The sequence below is a fragment of the Geodermatophilus sp. DSM 45219 genome (assembly GCF_900104025.1).
In the GTDB taxonomy this organism is placed as follows: Bacteria; Actinomycetota; Actinomycetes; order Mycobacteriales; family Geodermatophilaceae; genus Geodermatophilus.
The window spans coordinates 580783-597524 of the sequence record NZ_FNIQ01000002.1 but is presented as its reverse complement, the minus strand read 5'-3'; the positions used below and the strand labels follow the sequence as shown (position 1 = coordinate 597524).

Genomic DNA, 16742 nt, shown 5'->3' with positions numbered 1-16742 from the left:
GGTTCCTCCGGCCCCGTCCCGGGTCCCGCCCCGAGCCTGCGAGGGGTGGGGAGGACGGGGTCCTTCTTCAGGCCGGGCGGCCGCGGCCCTGCCGGAGCAGCCGCACCAGCGCGTCGGTCGAGGAGTCGGAGTCGTACGCGGGCGCCGACTCGCTCTGCAGCTTGGGCGCCAGCTGGTTGGCCATGACCTTGCCCAGCTCCACGCCCCACTGGTCGAACGGGTTGATGCCCCACACCACGCCCTGCGTGAAGACGCGGTGCTCGTAGGCGGCGACCAGCTGCCCGAGCACCGACGGCGTCAGCTCCGGCGCGACGATCGCGTTGGACGGGTGGTTGCCCGGCATGACCTTGTGCGGGACGACGTCCGGTGCCGTCCCCTCCGCGGCCACCTCCTCCGCCGTGCGGCCGAAGGCGAGCGCGCGCGGCTGGGCGAGGAAGTTGGCCAGGAACAGGTCGTGCATGCCGTCGAGGTCGTGGTTGGGCCGGGCGAAGGCGAGGAAGTCCGCCGGTACGAGCACCGTGCCCTGGTGCAGCAGCTGGTAGAAGGCGTGCTGGCCGTTGGTGCCCGGCTCGCCCCACACGATCTCGCCGGTGGGCACGTCGACCGGTGAGCCGTCCAGCCGCACCGACTTGCCGTTGGACTCCATGCACAGCTGCTGCAGGTAGGCCGGGAAGCGGGCCAGGTACTGCGAGTACGGCAGCACCGCCTGGCTCTGCGCGCCGAAGAAGTCGACGTACCAGACCGAGATCAGCCCCAGCAGCGCCGGCAGGTTCTCCTCGTACGGCGCGGTGCGGAAGTGCTCGTCCATGGTGGAGAAGCCGTCGAGCAGCTCGCGGTACTGCCGCGGCCCGATGGCGACCATGAGGGAGAGCCCGATCGCCGAGGTGAACGAGTACCGGCCGCCGACCCAGTCCCAGAAGCCGAACATGTTCTCGGTGTCGATGCCGAACTCGGCGACCTTCTCGGCGTTCGTGGAGACGGCGACGAAGTGCTTGGCGACCGCCTTGTCCTCGCCCCCGAGGCCCTCGACCAGCCAGCGCCGGGCCTCCGTGGCGTTGGTCAGCGTCTCCTGCGTGGTGAAGGTCTTGGACGCGACGATGAACAGGGTCGACGCCGGGTCGAGGTCCCGGGTGGCCTCGGCCAGGTCGGTCGGGTCGATGTTCGAGACGAACCGGAAGCTCAGTGACCGGTCCGAGTAGTCGCGCAGGGCGGCGTAGGCCATGGCCGGGCCGAGGTCGGAGCCGCCGATGCCGATGTTGACCACCGCCCGGATCCGCTCGCCGGTGTGCCCGGTCCACTCGCCGCCGCGCACCCTGTCGGCGAAGGCGGCCATCCGGTCCAGCACCCCGTGCACGTCGCGGCGGACGTCCTGCCCGTCGACGTCCAGGCCGCCGGTGCGCGGGTCGCGCAGCGCGACGTGCAGCACGGCGCGGTCCTCGGTGGTGTTGATGTGCTCGCCGCGGAACATGGCCTCGGTCCGCTCGCGCAGCCCGGCGCGTTCGGCCAGCTCCACGAGCAGCCGGACCGTCTCGCGGGTCAGCCGGTTCTTGGAGTAGTCCAGGTACAGGTCCCCGGCGCGCGCGGTGAGCTGCTCGCCGCGCGCGGGGTCCTCGGCGAACAGGTCGCGCAGGTGCCGGTCGCCGACCTCCCGGTGGTGCTGCGCCAGCGCCTGCCACTCCGCGGTCTCGCTGATCCCCATGGACGCCTCCTGCTCCCGGCTCCTCGACTGCACGGTCCCACCCTGCCGGTGGGCAGGCACAGAGGCGACCCCAGGGCGCCACCGGCCGGCGGCCTCAGCGGCGCGTGCCTGCGGGGCCGGCGTCCCTCGGCGACTCGGTCACCAGCCGCGGCCGGGCCGCGGCGAGCCCGGCGGCGAACTGGGCGGCCTGCAGCACCAGCAGCACGGCCAGCCCCGGCCGCCACCCGCCGGTCGCGTCGTGCAGAAGTCCGACGGCCAGCGGGCCGGTGGCGGCCAGCAGGTAGCCGGCGCTCTGCGCGGCCGCCGACAGCCGGCCGGTCTGCGCGACGTCCCGCGTGCGCAGCAGCACCAGCGTCATGGCCAGCGGGAACGCCGCGCCCGTGCCCAGCCCCCACAGCAGCGCCCACGCCGCGGGCGCGGCGTCCGGGGCGACGACGAGGCCCGTGATCGCGGTGGTCGACGGCACGCCCACGCCGACCACCCACGCCCGCTGGCCGGCCCGCCGCGATGCCAGCGGCGGGACCAGCAGCGCGCACGGGACGCCGAGCGCGGCGGCCGCGGCGACCAGCCCGCCGGCGGTCACCGGGGCCACCCCCGCCTCGTCCTCCAGGACGTCGGCCAGCCAGCTCAGCATCGTGTAGAAGGCCAGCGACTGGAGACCGAAGAACAGCGTGACCGCCAGGGCCACCCGGTCGCGGAGGACGGCGACCACCGGCAGCCGGGCCGCGGGCGCGCTGGCCCGGACCGGCCGGCGGGCGGCGAGCAGCGCCATCGCCGCGGCGGCCAGCAGCACCGGGACCAACCACAGCGTCAGGCCGGTGAGCGCGCTGCCGGTCGCCGCCGCCAGCGGCTGGGCCAGGCCCGCCCCCAGGCTCGCCGACAGCCCCATGGACGCCACCGCGGCCCCGACCGCCGCGGCGCTGCGGTCGCCGTACTCGGCCCGCGCCGCGGCCGGCACGAGCACGTTGGCCACCGCGATCCCCGCCGTCAGCAGCACCGTGCCGGCGTACAGGCCCCAGGTGCCCGCCAGCCGCAGCGCGATCCCCGCGGCGAGGGCGGCCACCCCGGCGAGGACGGCGCGGTGGACCCCGAGCCGCGCGGCCAGCGCGGGTGCGACGGGGGAGACCAGGCCGAAGCAGACCAGCGGCAGCGCGGTCAGCGCGGCCAGGGCGGCGCGGGGCACGGACAGCTCGGCGGACAGCTCGCCCAGCACGGGGCCCACGGCGGCGAACGGGCCGCGCAGGCAGAGCGCGACCAGCACGAGGACGGCGGCGGGCGCGAGCACCGCCCACCGGCGCCGCGGTGAGCCGGTCCGGGTCGCCGGGTCGGCGGTCTGCACGCGGGCTCCTCCAGAGGGTGTCGGGGACGGCCATCGTCGCGCAGCACCGGCCGGTCGCCCGATCCGTCCCCGAGGGCGGCTACGAGACGACGTCGACCGCGCGCGACGGGCTCCTCGCTGGACTGCTCGCCGGGTGCGCCCCCACCCGACGGGAGTCCGCGGTGAGCAGCACCAGGCTGGCGAGCACGATCGCCATCCCCCACCAGCCCGGGGCCGACAACCGTTCGTGCAGGACGAGGACGGCGATGACCGCCGCGACGACGGGCTCCAGCAGGGAGAGCGTGGTGGCGGTGCTCGCGGGGACGGCGGCCAGGCCCCGGCCGAACAGCACGTAGCCGAGGAACATCGGCACCACGGCCAGATAGGCCATGGCCGCGACGTTGGACCAGGACGCGACGATGGGAGCGCCGGTGAGCAGCAGCACGGGCAGCAGCAGGACGCCGCCGGCCCCGAAGACCGCGCCCATGACCGGGCGGGAGGGCAGGCCGCGGCGCATCACCCGCGCGGCGCCCCACGAGTACAGCGCGTAGGTGACCCCGGCCAGCAGCCCCAGCGCGACACCGAGCACGGGCTGGGCGTCGGGACCGCCGGCCGCCACTTCCTCGCCCGTGCGGGCGAGAGCCAGCGCCAGCACGCCCAGCAGGCCGACGGTGGCGCCGAGCGCCCAGCGGCGGGACAGCGGCCGACGGTCGACGACGCGCTCGACGAGGGCGGCCGCCATCGGCGCCGAGCCGATGGACACGACCGTGCCGACCGCGACCCCCGCCAGGCGCATCGAGGAGTAGAAGGCCAGCGGGTACACGGCCACCGCGCCGGCGGCCACCGCCAGCGTCCGCCACTGCGCGGCCAGGCCGGCGCGGTGGACACGCAGTCCACGATGCGCGGCCGCCGCCTGCAGCAGGCCGCCGACCCCCATCGCCGCCGCACCCACCGCCAGCGACCCGACGCCGGGCGCCAGCGCCGCCGCGGTGCCGGTCGTGCCCCACAGGACGGCTGCGGCCAGCACGCACACGCTGCCGTACGTCGCGCCGTGCCTCACCGCGCGTCGCCGCCGGCGGCGGCGTCGACCAGTTGCATGGCGAGCTCGCGGACCCGGTGCAGGCGGCGGGAGTCGCCCTCCAGGCCGGCCCGGGCCATCGCGCCCTCGAGCAGGAACGACAGGTGCTCGGCCAGGGCGTCGACCCGGGTGTCCGGCAGCCGGTCGAGCTCGGCGAGGTGCTCGGCCAGCAGCGCTTCGACCTCCTCCTTGTGCCGGCGGACGAGCTGCCGCCCCGGGGCGCCGGCGGGCAGCTCGGCCGCCGCGTTGAGCAGCCCGCACCCGCGGAAGCCGTGCCGGTGGGCCATCTCGGCGTGATCGACGTAGGCGTCGAACACCGCGGCGACCCGCTGCCGGGCGTCGGTCGCGTCGGCCAGCCGGCGGCGGTGGAGGTCCAGCCACTCCTCGTGCCGCGCCGCGAGGTACGCCAGCACCAGGTCGTCCTTGCCGGCGAAGTTGTTGTACAGGCTCATCTTCGCCACGCCCGCGGCGGCGGTGATGGTGTCGATCCCGGTGCCGTTGACCCCGTGGTCGTAGAAGCACTCCGCCGCTGCTGCCAGCAGCCGAGCCCGAGCCGGGCCACGAGCCGACGTGGTCGACGTCCCGGTGTCCACGGTCTGTCGGCGTCCGCGGTCGGACATGGGCAGCTCCTCGCGCCGGTACTGGGTAGACCAGTCTACCCAGTAGGGTGTCGCCGTGTTGCCTCCGCGCATCGAGACGGTCGACTACCACACCGGCGGGGAGCCGTTCCGGATCGTCGCCGAACCCCCGGGGCCGATCCCGGGGACGACGGTGGCCGAGCGCCGGGTGCGGGCGGTCGAGGACCCCGACGTGCAGGCGCTGCGGGCGGTGCTGTGCTCGGAGCCGCGCGGCCACGCGGACATGTACGGCGGTTTCGTCGTGCCGCCGGACGACGGCGGGGCCCATCTGGGCGTGCTGTTCTGGCACAAGGACGGCTTCTCGACCGCCTGCGGGCACGGCACGATCGCGCTCGGCGTGTGGGCGGTGGACACCGGCCGGGTCGCGGCCCCGGAGACCGGCAGCGTGGACGTGGTCGTCGACGTGCCCTCGGGCCGGGTGACCGCGCGGGTGCACCGCGAGGGCGGCCGGACGGTGGCGGTCGACTTCGTCAACGTGCCCAGCTGGGTCGTCGCCCGGGAGGTGCCCGTGACCACCTCCCGGGGCGCGGTGTCGGTGACGGTCGCCTACGGCGGGGCGATCTACGCGACGCTGCCGGCCGCGCAGCTGGGGCTGTCGGTCACCCCGGACCACCTCGGCGACCTCATCGCGCTCGGCCGGGAGGTCACGTGGGCGCTCGACGACTCCGCCCACGCCGTCCACCCGGACGACCCGCGGCAGAACGGCGTCTACGGCACCATCTGGTTCGACGACCTCGGCGACACCGACGGGCAGGTGCACCAGCGCAACGTCACCGTCTTCGCCGACGGCGAGGTCGACCGCTCCCCGTGCGGCTCGGGCACCTGCGCCCGGCTCGCGGTGCTCTCCGACGAGGGCCGGCTGCCCGCCGGCACCGTGCTGCGGCACGAGTCCATCGTCGGCAGCACCTTCACGGGGAGGGTGCTGGACACCATCGACGTCGCCGGCCACCGCGCGGTGCTGCCGCAGGTCACCGGGATGGCCTACCGCACCGGCGAGCACGTGTTCGCCGTCGACCCGCACGACCCGCTGGTCCCCGGGTTCGTGCTGCGGTGAGGTTCCTCGACGCGGACGCCGTCGCCGCGCTCGGCCCGGCCGGCGCGGTCCGGGCGGTCACCGACGCACTGCGCGGCGGGCTCGACCCGGCCACCGACCCACCCCGCACGGCGGTCGGCCTCGCGCACGGCCAGTTCCTGCTCATGCCGTCGGAGGCCGCGGCCGCGGCCGGGGTGAAGGTCGCCACCGTCGCCCCCGGCAACCCGGCCCGCGGCCTGCCCCGCATCCAGGCCACCTACCTGCTCCTGGACCGGGAGACCCTGGGGCTGCGCGCGGTGCTCGACGGCACGGCCCTGACCACGCTGCGGACCCCCGCGGTCTCGGTCGCCGCCGTCCTCCCGGCCCTGCCCGACCGGCCGCTGCGGATCGCCGTGGTCGGGGCCGGGCCGCAGGCGGTGGGGCACGTCGCCACGCTGGCCGCCGTCCGCCCGCTGGCCGGCGTCACCCACCTGCTCCGGGACCCGTCGCGCGCGTCCCTCGACGCCGTCCGGCTGGGTTCGGCGCAGGCCGACGAGGCCCTGGGCAGCGCGGACGTCGTCGTCTGCGCGACCTCGGCCCGCGCGCCGCTGTTCGACTCGAGCCTGCTGCGCGACGAGGCCGCGGTGATCGCGGTCGGCTCGCACGAGCCCGACGCACGCGAGCTCGACGCGGCGCTGCTGGGCCGGGCCACCGTCGTGGTCGAGGACGTCGCCACCGCGCTGCGCGAGGCCGGGGACGTCGTGCTCGCGATCGCCGAGGGCGCGCTGAGCGCCGACGACCTGGTGCCCATGCGCGAGGTCGTGACCGGCGCGGCCACCCCGCCGGCCGACCGGCCGCTGGTGTTCACGAGCGTCGGCATGTCCTGGCAGGACCTCGTCGTCGCAGCGGCCGTCGCGCGCACGGCGACGGCTGAGCGCCCCTGAGCGGCGGCTGCGCTCAGCGGGGGGCGACGGCGCCGCGGAAGCGGAGGGTCTGGCCCGGGCGCAGCTGGCCGCAGCGGTCGACGTCGGCGTCCTCGACGTAGCCGACCACCGGGTAGCCGCCGGTCACCGGCGCGTCGGCGAGGAAGAGCACCGGCTGCCCGGACGGCGGCACCTGCAGCGCGCCGCGCACCATGCCCTCGCTGGCCAGCTCGCCGGTGCGGGCCCGCGCCAGGGGGACGCCGGCCAGCCGCAGCCCGATCCGGTTGCTCTCGCCGGTCACCTCCCAGGCGGACGCCGTCAGCGCGGCGGGCGAGGTGAACCAGTCCCGGCGCGGGCCGGGGAGCAGCCGCACGGTCACCTCCCCGCCGGGCGGGTCGGGCACCGGCGCGAGGTCCACGCCCGGCATCGGACCCGCGGCCGACCCGACGGGCACCTCGTCGCCCGAGGAGAGGACCGGCGGGCCGAGGCCGGAGAGCAGGTCGGTCGAGCGGCTGCCGAGGACCGGCTCGACCGCGATGCCGCCGCGGACGGCGAGGTAGGTGCGCAGCCCGGTGTCCGGCCGGCCCAGCCGGAGCTCGGCCCCGGCGCGGAGCCTGGTCGGCGCGTCGTGCGCGGCGGAGCAGCGGGCGCCGGTCGTGGTCACCACCAGGTCGGTGCCGGCCCGCACGACGAGCCCGCCGAGGGTCGCCTCCAGCACGGCGGCGTCCGGGTGGTTGCCCACCAGCCGGTTGGCCAGCGCGGCGGCGGCGCGGTCACAGGCACCGGAGCGGCCGACGCCGAGTGCGCCCAGCCCGGGGCGGCCGGCGTCCTGCACGGTGGTGAGCGGACCGGTGGCCAGCACGGTCAGGGTGCGGGTCATGCCGCCGCGAACCGCACCCGCACACCGGGCCGCAGCAGCGCGGCCGGGTCGCGGGCCACGTCGAAGACGGCCACGTCCGTGCGTCCGATGAGCTGCCAGCCGCCGGGTGACTCCCGCGGGTAGACGCCGCTGAACCCGCCTGCCAGCCCCACCGACCCGGGCGGCACCCTCGTGCGCGGGGTGTCCCGGCGCGGCACGTCCCACGGCTCGCCGTCGGGGGTCAGGTAGCCGAACCCGGGGGCGAAGCCGCAGAAGGCCACCGTCCACGTCGTGCCGGTGTGCCGGCGCACCACCTCGTCGGGATCCACCCCGAGGTGCCCGGCGACGTCGGTCAGGTCCGCGCCGTCGTAGACGACCGGCAGCTCGACCAGCTCCCCGCCGTCGCGGCGGCCCGGACGCGGGGGAGTGCGCCGCACCGCCTGCTCGACCGCGGCGAGGGTGGTCACCGCCGGGTCGGTGACCAGCAGCACGGTGCGTGCCGCCGGGACGACGTCGAGCACGCCCTCGAGCGGCTCCGCGGTGAGCGCGGCGTACAGGCCGAGGACGGCGTCGAGGTCGTCGAGCTCGACCAGCAGCGCGGTCGACCCGCTGGGCAGGACGCGCATCAGCCGGTGAAGGACGCCAGCGGGACCCCGGCCGCGGTGAGCGCCTCGCGCACCCGCCGGGCGATCGCCACCGCGCCCGGGGTGTCGCCGTGCACGCAGATGGACTCCGGGGACAGCCGCAGCAGGCCGCCCTCGACGTCGGTCACCGGCTCCCCGGTGGCCATCGCGACGCAGCGGCGGGCGATCTCGTCGGCGTCGTGCAGCACCGCGCCGGGCAGCCGCCGGGAGACCAGCGTGCCCTCTGGGGTGTACTCGCGGTCGGCGAACGCCTCGGCCACCGTGGTCAGCCCGGCCTCGTCGGCCAGCCGCAGCCAGGCCGACCCGGGCAGCCCGAGCACCGGCAGCTCGCGGTCGTACTCGACCACCGCCTGCACGACCGCCGCCGCCTGCTCCTCGTGGCCGACGATCGCGTTGTACAGCGCCCCGTGCGGCTTGACGTAGCGCACCCGCGTGCCGGCCACCCGGGCGAAGGCCTCCAGGGCGCCGATCTGGTAGAGCACGTCGGCGGTCAGCTCGGCGGGCTCGACGTCGACGAAGCGCCGGCCGAACCCGGCCAGGTCGCGGTAGGACACCTGCGCGCCGACCGCCACCCCGGCCGAGGCCGCCCGCGCGCACACCCGCCGCATGATCGACGGGTCGCCGGCGTGGAAGCCGCAGGCGACGTTCGCGCTGGTGACGACGCCCAGCAGCGCGTCGTCGTCCCCCAGCTGCCACTGGCCGAAACCCTCACCGAGGTCGGAGTTCAGGTCCACGGTGCCAGCGTGCCCCACGGAGCCGCCGAGGGGTCTCCGCCGAGGAGCGGCGCGGCTACTTCACCGCGGCGATCTGGATCAGGTTGCCGCAGGTGTCGTCGAGGACGGCCGTGACCACCGGCCCCATGTCGACCGCGTCCTGGGTGAACTGCACGCCCAGCCCCTTGAGCCGCTCGACCTCGGCGTACACGTCGTCGACGGCGAACTGGGTGAACGGGATGCCGTCGGCGACCAGGGCGTCCTTGAACGGGCGCGCCGCCGGGTGGCCGTCCGGCTCCAGCAGCAGCTCGACGCCGTCCGGGTCGGCCGGGGAGACCACCGTGAGCCAGCGGGCCCCGCCGGCGGGCTCGTCGGTCTTCGTGGTGAACCCCAGTTTCTCGGTGTAGAAGGCGAGCGCCTTGGCCTGGTCGTCGACGAGCACGCTGGTGATGGCGATGCGGATCACGGGGTGGGTTCCTCTCGGTCGATCGGCCACCGCTCGACGATCGAGCGCAGCGGGCTCGTGTCGATGTGGTGGAACTTGTACCGGCCCTGCCGCCGGGTGTGGACCAGGCCGGCCTGTTCGAGCACCGCGAGGTGTTGCGAGATGGCCTGACGCGAGGAGGCCAGGCCGTGCTTCATGGTCAGCCGACCGCAGATCTCGAACAGCGTCTGACCGTCCCTGTCGGTCAGCTCGTCGAGGATGGTGCGGCGCGTCGCGTCACCGAGGGCCCTGAACAGGTCGGGGCGGGCGTCCACGGGACAGTTGTAGGCAAGTCGCCACTTGCCTGTCAAGGTGGCCGGCCGTCGCTCCTCGTGCCGTGACCGGATCCGGGGACCCGGGGCTCAGTCGGTGCCCGACTCCATGGCGGCGCGGTCCAGCAGCTGCTCGTCGGCGGTCACGGTGCCACGGGAGGCGATCGCCTCGGCGCCGCCGGAGTCCATCGCGCCGATCAGCCCGGTCGAGGCCGCCTGCGCCGCGCCGATCAGCCGCGGGTGCCCGCTGCCGACCATGCCCAGCGCCGCGTACTGCTCGAGCTTGGCCCGGGAGTCGGCGATGTCGAGGTTGCGCATGGTCAGCTGGCCGATCCGGTCCGACGGGCCGAACGCGGAGTCCTCGGTGCGCTCCATCGACAGCTTGTCCGGGTGGTAGCTGAACGCCGGGCCGGTGGTGTCGAGGATCGAGTAGTCCTCGCCGCGCCGCAGCCGCAGCGTGACCTCGCCGGTGACCGCCGTCCCGACCCAGCGCTGCAGGGCCTCCCGCAGCATCAGCGCCTGCGGGTCCAGCCAGCGGCCCTCGTACATGAGCCGGCCCAGCCGGCGGCCCTCGCTGTGGTAGGTCGCCAGGGTGTCCTCGTTGTGGATGGCGTTGACCAGCCGCTCGTAGCCGGCGTGCAGCAGCGCCATCCCCGGGGCCTCGTAGATGCCGCGGCTCTTGGCCTCGATCACCCGGTTCTCGATCTGGTCGGACATGCCCAGCCCGTGCCGGCCGCCGATCGCGTTGGCTGCCAGCACCAGGTCGACGGGGCTGTCGAAGGTCTTGCCGTCGATCGACACCGGCCGGCCCTGCTCGAAGCCGATCGTCACGTCCTCGGGCTCGATCTCCACCGCCGGGTCCCAGAACCGCACGCCCATGATCGGCGAGACGATCTCCAGGCCGGCGTCGAGGTGCTCCAGGGACTTGGCCTCGTGCGTGGCGCCCCAGATGTTGGCGTCGGTCGAGTAGGCCTTCTCCGTGCTGTCCCGGTAGGGCAGGCCGTGGGCGGTGAGCCACTCCGACATCTCCGTGCGCCCGCCGAGCTCGGTGACGAAGTCGGCGTCCAGCCACGGCTTGTAGATCCGCAGCGACGGGTTGGCCAGCAGGCCGTAGCGGTAGAACCGCTCGATGTCGTTGCCCTTGAACGTCGAGCCGTCGCCCCAGATCTGGACGTCGTCCTCGAGCATGGCCCGCACCAGCAGGGTGCCGGTGACCGCCCGGCCCAGCGGGGTGGTGTTGAAGTAGCTGCGCCCGCCCGAGCGGATGTGGAACGCCCCGCAGGTCAGCGCCGCCAGGCCCTCCTCGACCAGCGCCGCGCGGGCGTCGACCAGCCGGGCGATCTCGGCTCCGTACTGCTCCGCCCGGCCGGGCACCGAGCCGATGTCGGGCTCGTCGTACTGGCCGATGTCGGCGGTGTAGGTGCAGGGCACCGCCCCCCTGTCGCGCATCCAGGCGACGGCCACCGAGGTGTCGAGACCGCCGGAGAAGGCGATCCCGACGCGTTCGCCGACGGGCAGGGACGTGAGCACCTTGGACACCCGAGGAAGTATGCACGACTGTGAATGACCATGCGTCAGTGGGTCCGGACGCGTCGACCGTGCGGTCACGGTCGCCGCGCACGGCGCGCCGGCGCGGGTCGGCGACCGCACCTGCCCACTCGACCCCGGGACGGCGCCGGCGTCAGGGCCGGACGACGTCGTAGCGCACGCAGACGAACTCCCCGTTGACCGCCTCCTCCGTCCGCACCAGCTCCAGCCGGCGGGGGAGCAGCGGCGCTCCGCCGCCGAGCGTGACCGGGGCGATCGAGACGACCACCTCGTCGAGGAGGCCGCGGTCGGCGAACTGGCCGGCCAGGTCGCCGCCGCCGACGATCCACACGTCGCGGTCGCCCGCCGCGGCCACCATCTCGGCGTGCACGTCGGGGACCTCGGCCCGTGTGAACCGGATGTCCGCACCCGGGTACCCGGTCAGCTCGCGGTGGGTGAACACCCAGGCCGGCAGCGTGTAGGCCCAGGCGCCCGGGTCGTGCTCCCGCACCCACTGGTAGGTGGTCGCCCCCATGGCGAGCGCGCCGACCCGCTTCTCGAACTCCGCGTACCCCATGGGGCCGTCGGCGTCGGACTGCCGGGAGAGCAGCCAGTCCAGCGAGTGCCGCTCGTCGGCGATGAAGCCGTCGAGGCTCGTCGCCGTGTAGTAGACGGTCCGGGTCATCGGTCCCTCCCTGTGGTGGAGAACGACGGGTCATGGGAACGACGGGTCAGCCAGTCGATCGGGTCACCGGTGCCGATGGTCAGGCCGGCGTCCCGGAGCAGGTGGCGCACCAGCAGCCGCCGGTGGGCAGAGAACGTGAGGACGTGGGCGACGACGCTGCCGAGCACGAAGGTCTCCGGCGGCTCGCACAGCGCGTCGACCAGCCGGTCGCCCCAGCTGCCGCGCCGGGCCATCTCGCGGACGGCGGCCAGCCAGCGCGGCGCCACCGCGTCGTGCCGGGCGAGCAGGGACGGCGGGTCGTCGGCGCCGCGCGACGGGGAGCCGGCGCCCTCGATCGAGGCCAGCCACACCTCCTTGGCCCACACCAGCGCGCCCAGCACGGCGGCCACCGACTCCTCCGGGCCGTCCCAGGGCAGCACCGACAGCCCCGGCAGCCGGGCTCGGCGGTACTCCTCGTCCGGCAGTGCCTTCGCGACCTCGACCAGGGCGCGGGTGTCCTCGACGTCGTGGTGCACCAGCAGTGCGGTCACCTCGTCCGGGGAGCCCTGCGCCGGCCGGTCGGCCACCCACAGCGAGGTCGGCGGGTGGAAGTGGACGCCGTTGGGCGCCGGCAGCCAGTGCGCGTCGCGGGTGCGCGGGGCGTCGTCCGGCGTGCCGGGGGAGCGGCCGTAGGCGCGGGCGAACGCGCGGGCGAAGCCCTCGACCGACTCGTACCCCGCGGCGAAGGCGGCCTCGGTGACGCTGGTGCCCTCGCGCAGCTGCCACGCGGCACGCTCCAGCAGCACCCGCCGGTGCAGGGCCACGGGCGGCTCACCGGTGCCCCGGCTGACCTGTCGGGCGAAGTACCAGGGGCTGGCGTAGGCGTCCCCGGCCATGTCGGTGAGCGTGCGGTTGTCCTCGTCCAGGACGGCGTCGAGCAGCTCGCGGAGGCGGTCCCGGCCGGGCAGGGGGTCGTCGTCGGCCACGTCCCGGAGTCTGGCCGGGGACGGCGGTGCGGCGCCCGACCGTTCTTGCCCTCTGCGCGAGGCGGACGAGCATGGGGCCATGACGTCCCCCGCCGAGGTCCGGGCCGCCTGCCGCGCGGGCCACGACCTGCCCACCTCGGGCCTGGCGCCCGGGTACACCCAGGCCAACCTCGTCGTCCTGCCGCGGGACTGGGCCTACGACATGCTGCTGTTCGCGCAGCGCAACCCGCAGCCGGTGCCGCTGCTCGACGTCACCGACGCCGGCTCCCCCCGCACCGCGCTGGCCCCGGACGCCGACCTGCGCACCGACCTGCCGCGCTACCGGGTGTGGCGGGACGGCGAGCTGGCCGGCGAGCCGACCGACGTGCGCGACCTGTGGACCGGCGACCTGGTCGCCTTCCTCGTCGGCTGCAGCTTCACCTTCGAGACGGCCCTGCTCGACGCGGGTGTCCCGGTCCGCAACATCGAGCAGGGCCGCAACGTGTCGATGTACCGGACGAACCGGCCCTGCCGCCCCGCCGGCCGGCTCTCCGGGCCGCTGGTCGTGTCGATGCGGCCGGTGCCCGGCGAGCTGGTGCCCACCGCGGTGCAGGTCACCGCCCGGATGCCGCAGGTGCACGGGGCGCCGGTGCACGTCGGCGCACCGGCGTCCCTGGGCATCGCCGACCTGGCCGCCCCCGACTTCGGTGACCCGGTCCGGGCCGCCGACGGCGACGTCCCGGTGTTCTGGGCCTGCGGGGTCACCCCGCAGGCCGCGCTGATGGCCTCCCGGCCGCCGTTCGCGATCACCCACGCGCCGGGCCACATGTTCGTCACCGACGTCCCGGACGCCGCCCACCGCCGGCCCTGAACCGTCACGGTCCTGTCATGAACCCGTGTTGGCGCGCCGGTGGGCCGGGGGTACGCGACCGTGATGCCGCGCACCGACCGCATCGCCGAACCCTGGGGGACGCGCACGCCGTACGGCCCGGGTGGGACCTGGCCCACGCGGGTCGACCAGTACCTCGCCGACGGGCTGACCGAGGACGACGTCGACCGCTGGGTGCAGTCGGCGACGATCCTGCACAGCAACGGCGACGGGCTGGACATCGCCGTCAAAGACGACCGGATCGTCGGTGTCCGCGGCCGGGCCGTCGACCGCGTCAACCACGGCCGGCTGGGCCCCAAGGACCTCTTCGGCTGGCAGGCCAACAACTCCCCGGACCGGCTCACCAGGCCGCTGATCCGGCGCAGGGGCAAGCTGGTGGAGACCGACTGGGACACCGCGATGGACGCCGTCGCCGGGCGGTGCCGGCAGCTGCTGGACGAGCGAGGGCCCAGCGCGATCAGCTTCTACACCTCGGGCCAGCTGTTCCTCGAGGAGTACTACACGCTGGGCCTGATCGCCCACGGCGGCATCGGCACCAACCACGTCGACGGCAACACCCGGCTGTGCACCGCCACCGCGGCCGCGGCGCTGAAGGAGACCTTCGCCTGCGACGGCCAGCCCGGCTCCTACACCGACGTCGACCACGCGGACGTCATCGCGCTGTACGGGCACAACATGGCCGAGACCCAGACGGTGCTCTGGACGCGCGTCCTCGACCGGCTGGCCGGGCCCAACCCGCCGAAGATCATCTGCGTCGACCCGCGGGAGACCCCGGTCGCCCGGGCCGCGACCGTGCACCTCGCGCCGCGGCCGGGCACGAACGTGATGCTGGTCAACGCGCTGCTGCACGAGATCATCGGCAACGGCTGGATCGACCGGGAGTACGTCGCGGCGCACACCGTCGGCTTCGCCGAGCTCGAGGAGCAGGTGGCGGCGTACCCGCCGGAGGTCGCCGCCGAGGTCTGCGACGTGCCGGCCGAGCAGATCCGGGAGGCCGCCCGGATCCTCGGGCACGCCGAGCGGCTGCTCTCCACGGTCCTGCAGGGCTTCTACCAGTCGCACCAGGCCTCCGCCGCGGCCGTGAGCGTCAACAACGTCAACGTCGTCCGCGGCATGCTCGGCAAGCCGGGCTGCGGGATCCTGCAGATGAACGGCCAGCCGACGGCGCAGAACACCCGTGAGGCCGGCGCGGACGGGGACCTCCCGGCGTTCCGCAACTGGTCCAACGACGCCCACGTCCAGGACCTGGCCCGGATCTGGAACGTCGACCCGATGCAGATCCCGCACCACTCGCCGCCGACGCACGTCATGCAGCAGCTGCGGTACATGGAGGAGGGGTCGATCCGCTTCCTGTACGTCACGGCGACCAACCCGGCGGTCTCGCTGCCGGAGCTGCGGCGGATCCGCTCGATCCTCGCCCAGGAGCGGCTGTTCCTCGTCGTGCAGGACATCTTCCTGTCCGAGACCGCGCAGCTCGCCGACGTCGTCCTGCCCGCCGCCACCTGGGGCGAGAAGACCGGCACCTTCACCAACGTCGACCGGACCGTGCACCTGTCGGAGAAGGCCGTCGAGCCGCCCGGCGAGGCCCGGGCAGACCTGGACATCCTCATCGACTTCGCGCACCGGCTGGGGCTGCGGGACGAGGACGGCGCCCCGCTGGTGAAGTGGTCCGACGCCGAGGGGGCCTTCGAGGGCTGGAAGGAGTGCTCCCGGGGCCGGCCGTGCGACTACAGCGGGATGACCTACGACAAGCTGCGCGGCGGCAGCGGCATCCAGTGGCCGTGCACCGACGAGCACCCCGAGGGCACCGAGCGCATCTACGTCGACGGGCAGTTCTGGGCGCAGCCGGAGTACTGCGAGAGCTACGGCCGGGACATGGTCACCGGCGCTCCGGTCGAGGAGACCGAGTACAAGGCGCTCAACCCGACCGGGAAGGCGGTGCTCAAGGCGGCGGAGTACCTGCCCCCGCACGAGCTGCCCAGCCGGGAGTACCCGTTCCAGCTGATCACCGGCCGCACCCTCTACCACTTCCACACCCGCACGAAGACCGGCCGGGCGCCCCAGCTGCAGGCGGCCGCACCGGATGTCTGGGTCGAGATGTCCGCCGGCGACGCCGCCGACCGCGGTCTCGCCGAGGGCGACCTGCTGGAGGTGAGCACCCCCCGCGGCCGCGTGCGGGCCCGGCTGCGGGTCAGCGGCATCCGGCCCGGGGTGCTGTTCCTGCCGTTCCACTACGGCTACTGGGACACCGAGGGGTCGCGACCCCGCAGGAAGGGCGGGGGCCGGGCGGCGAACGAGCTGACGCTGACCGACTGGGACCCGGTGTCGAAGCAGCCGATCTTCAAGACGGCGGCCGCGCGGGTGGAACGCGTGGCCCGGGGCAGGGGTGCCCCGGCCCCTGCGCCCACCACGACCGGGTCGGCGCCGGTGGCCGGGTCGGTGCCGCCGACCACCGGCGGGGACGACGCCCGTGCCGAGGAGCGCGTGGGAGGACGGTCGTGAAGCTCCACCTGGCGATCGAGGAGCTGCACCGCTCGGAGGACCACCTGGTCACGGTGCTGAGGTCGATGTCGGACCGGCACGAGGCCGACCACGAGGTCTTCCACGTGTGCCGGGACATGGCGGGGTGGTCCCGGCAGCACGTGGCCGAGCTCGCCCGCATCGGGCGGGACTTCGGGCTGGACCTGGACCCGCACGCGTCCGGTGACCCGGGCCTGCTGGCGAGCATCCGGCAGCGGACGTCGGACCTGCTGGGGCGGCGCTCGACGCCCGGCCTGCTCCTGCTGGCCGACCTGCGCCACCTGTACCGCGAGGCCGCGGGCACCTCGCTGGACTGGGAGATCCTGGCCCAGTCCGCCCAGGGGGCCAGGGAGCAGGAGCTGCTGGACCTGGCCGAGCGCTGCCACCCGCAGTCGCTGCGCCAGGCCCGCTGGGCCAACGCGCACCTCAAGGTCGCCTCGCCGCAGGTGATCGCCAGCTGACGGCCGGCGCCGGAGGGCGGTCCCCCCACGCGCCGACGCGCGGACCCGCTGGTTTGCCGCGCCGAGCGCACCGGGC

17 protein-coding genes are annotated in these 16742 nt (G+C 75.1%); 5 read left to right on the top strand and 12 right to left on the bottom strand.

What is annotated here, in order from left to right; all coding sequences use genetic code 11:
• Nucleotides 1-67: 67 nt before the first annotated feature.
• From pgi to BLR12_RS07845, 4 genes are all read right to left on the bottom strand, one after another.
• Nucleotides 68-1699, bottom strand: coding sequence for a glucose-6-phosphate isomerase (gene pgi, locus BLR12_RS07860; protein WP_091375833.1), 1632 nt, complete (start codon nucleotides 1697-1699; stop codon nucleotides 68-70).
• A gap of 94 nt (nucleotides 1700-1793) precedes the next feature.
• Nucleotides 1794-3038: an MFS transporter gene (locus tag BLR12_RS07855; protein WP_091375830.1), complete on the bottom strand. Its 1245-nt coding sequence runs from the start codon at nucleotides 3036-3038 to the stop codon at nucleotides 1794-1796.
• A 79-nt stretch (nucleotides 3039-3117) separates the two neighbouring features.
• On the bottom strand, nucleotides 3118-4077 hold the full coding sequence (locus tag BLR12_RS07850) for a DMT family transporter (protein ID WP_218120583.1): 960 nt from the start codon (nucleotides 4075-4077) through the stop codon (nucleotides 3118-3120).
• Nucleotides 4074-4715: a TetR/AcrR family transcriptional regulator gene (locus tag BLR12_RS07845; RefSeq protein WP_091375827.1), complete on the bottom strand. Its 642-nt coding sequence runs from the start codon at nucleotides 4713-4715 to the stop codon at nucleotides 4074-4076. The genes BLR12_RS07850 and BLR12_RS07845 overlap by 4 nt, the downstream gene beginning before the upstream one ends.
• A 55-nt stretch (nucleotides 4716-4770) precedes the next feature.
• On the opposite strand from BLR12_RS07845, the gene BLR12_RS07840 reads away from it, so the two are divergent.
• Together BLR12_RS07840 and BLR12_RS07835 are read left to right on the top strand one after the other, a co-directional pair.
• Complete coding sequence (locus tag BLR12_RS07840; protein ID WP_091375825.1) at nucleotides 4771-5787, top strand: proline racemase family protein; 1017 nt, start codon at nucleotides 4771-4773, stop codon at nucleotides 5785-5787.
• Nucleotides 5784-6689 carry an ornithine cyclodeaminase family protein gene (locus BLR12_RS07835; RefSeq protein ID WP_091375821.1) on the top strand — a complete coding sequence of 302 codons (906 nt, stop codon included), beginning with the start codon at nucleotides 5784-5786 and terminating at the stop codon, nucleotides 6687-6689. The genes BLR12_RS07840 and BLR12_RS07835 overlap by 4 nt, the downstream gene beginning before the upstream one ends.
• Before the next feature lie 13 nt (nucleotides 6690-6702).
• Here the strand turns inward: BLR12_RS07835 and BLR12_RS07830 are convergent, their stop codons facing one another.
• From BLR12_RS07830 to BLR12_RS07795, 8 genes are all read right to left on the bottom strand, one after another.
• Nucleotides 6703-7548, bottom strand: coding sequence for a 5-oxoprolinase subunit C family protein (locus BLR12_RS07830; protein WP_091375817.1), 846 nt, complete (start codon nucleotides 7546-7548; stop codon nucleotides 6703-6705).
• Entirely contained in the window at nucleotides 7545-8153 is a 609-nt protein-coding gene (locus BLR12_RS07825; protein WP_091375813.1) for a 5-oxoprolinase subunit B family protein, read from the bottom strand. The genes BLR12_RS07830 and BLR12_RS07825 overlap by 4 nt, the downstream gene beginning before the upstream one ends.
• Nucleotides 8153-8905 carry a LamB/YcsF family protein gene (locus BLR12_RS07820; protein WP_091375808.1) on the bottom strand — a complete coding sequence of 251 codons (753 nt, stop codon included), beginning with the start codon at nucleotides 8903-8905 and terminating at the stop codon, nucleotides 8153-8155. Before BLR12_RS07820 ends, BLR12_RS07825 begins: the two co-directional genes overlap by 1 nt.
• A gap of 55 nt (nucleotides 8906-8960) precedes the next feature.
• On the bottom strand, nucleotides 8961-9350 hold the full coding sequence (locus BLR12_RS07815) for a VOC family protein (protein WP_091375805.1): 390 nt from the start codon (nucleotides 9348-9350) through the stop codon (nucleotides 8961-8963).
• Nucleotides 9347-9643: an ArsR/SmtB family transcription factor gene (locus tag BLR12_RS07810; protein WP_091375803.1), complete on the bottom strand. Its 297-nt coding sequence runs from the start codon at nucleotides 9641-9643 to the stop codon at nucleotides 9347-9349. The genes BLR12_RS07815 and BLR12_RS07810 overlap by 4 nt, the downstream gene beginning before the upstream one ends.
• A gap of 87 nt (nucleotides 9644-9730) precedes the next feature.
• Nucleotides 9731-11179, bottom strand: a complete 1449-nt coding sequence (gene argG, locus BLR12_RS07805; RefSeq protein WP_091375800.1) for an argininosuccinate synthase — start codon at nucleotides 11177-11179, stop codon at nucleotides 9731-9733.
• Nucleotides 11180-11321: 142 nt separating this feature from the next.
• On the bottom strand, nucleotides 11322-11852 hold the full coding sequence (locus BLR12_RS07800) for a dihydrofolate reductase family protein (protein ID WP_091375797.1): 531 nt from the start codon (nucleotides 11850-11852) through the stop codon (nucleotides 11322-11324).
• Complete coding sequence (locus tag BLR12_RS07795) at nucleotides 11849-12817, bottom strand: helix-turn-helix domain-containing protein (protein ID WP_255363358.1); 969 nt, start codon at nucleotides 12815-12817, stop codon at nucleotides 11849-11851. The genes BLR12_RS07800 and BLR12_RS07795 overlap by 4 nt, the downstream gene beginning before the upstream one ends.
• A 79-nt stretch (nucleotides 12818-12896) precedes the next feature.
• Here BLR12_RS07795 and BLR12_RS07790 point away from each other — a divergent pair, with 79 nt between their 5' ends.
• The 3 genes from BLR12_RS07790 (at nucleotide 12897) to BLR12_RS07780 (ending at nucleotide 16666) form a co-directional block, all read left to right on the top strand.
• Nucleotides 12897-13667 (top strand): putative hydro-lyase, encoded by a 771-nt coding sequence (locus BLR12_RS07790; RefSeq protein WP_091375794.1) that lies wholly within the window; start codon nucleotides 12897-12899, stop codon nucleotides 13665-13667.
• Nucleotides 13668-13730: 63 nt separating this feature from the next.
• The gene (locus tag BLR12_RS25155; RefSeq protein WP_091376590.1) at nucleotides 13731-16187 is read left to right on the top strand and encodes a molybdopterin oxidoreductase family protein; all 2457 of its coding nucleotides are present in this window, start codon (nucleotides 13731-13733) and stop codon (nucleotides 16185-16187) included.
• A complete protein-coding gene (locus tag BLR12_RS07780) occupies nucleotides 16184-16666 on the top strand; it encodes a hypothetical protein (RefSeq protein WP_091375791.1) in 483 nt (160 codons plus the stop codon). The genes BLR12_RS25155 and BLR12_RS07780 overlap by 4 nt, the downstream gene beginning before the upstream one ends.
• Nucleotides 16667-16742 lie beyond the last annotated feature (76 nt).

What these genes read in the sequence shown, in the direction of transcription:
- pgi (WP_091375833.1), bottom strand. Translation starts at nt 1,699, where the DNA reads ATGGGGATCAGCGAGACCGCGGAGTGGCAGGCGCTGGCGCAGCACCAC.
- BLR12_RS07845 (WP_091375827.1), bottom strand. Translation starts at nt 4,715, where the DNA reads ATGTCCGACCGCGGACGCCGACAGACCGTGGACACCGGGACGTCGACC.
- BLR12_RS07830 (WP_091375817.1), bottom strand. Translation starts at nt 7,548, where the DNA reads ATGACCCGCACCCTGACCGTGCTGGCCACCGGTCCGCTCACCACCGTG.
- BLR12_RS07825 (WP_091375813.1), bottom strand. Translation starts at nt 8,153, where the DNA reads ATGCGCGTCCTGCCCAGCGGGTCGACCGCGCTGCTGGTCGAGCTCGAC.
- BLR12_RS07800 (WP_091375797.1), bottom strand. Translation starts at nt 11,852, where the DNA reads ATGACCCGGACCGTCTACTACACGGCGACGAGCCTCGACGGCTTCATC.
- BLR12_RS07790 (WP_091375794.1), top strand. Translation starts at nt 12,897, where the DNA reads ATGACGTCCCCCGCCGAGGTCCGGGCCGCCTGCCGCGCGGGCCACGAC.
- BLR12_RS25155 (WP_091376590.1), top strand. Translation starts at nt 13,731, where the DNA reads ATGCCGCGCACCGACCGCATCGCCGAACCCTGGGGGACGCGCACGCCG.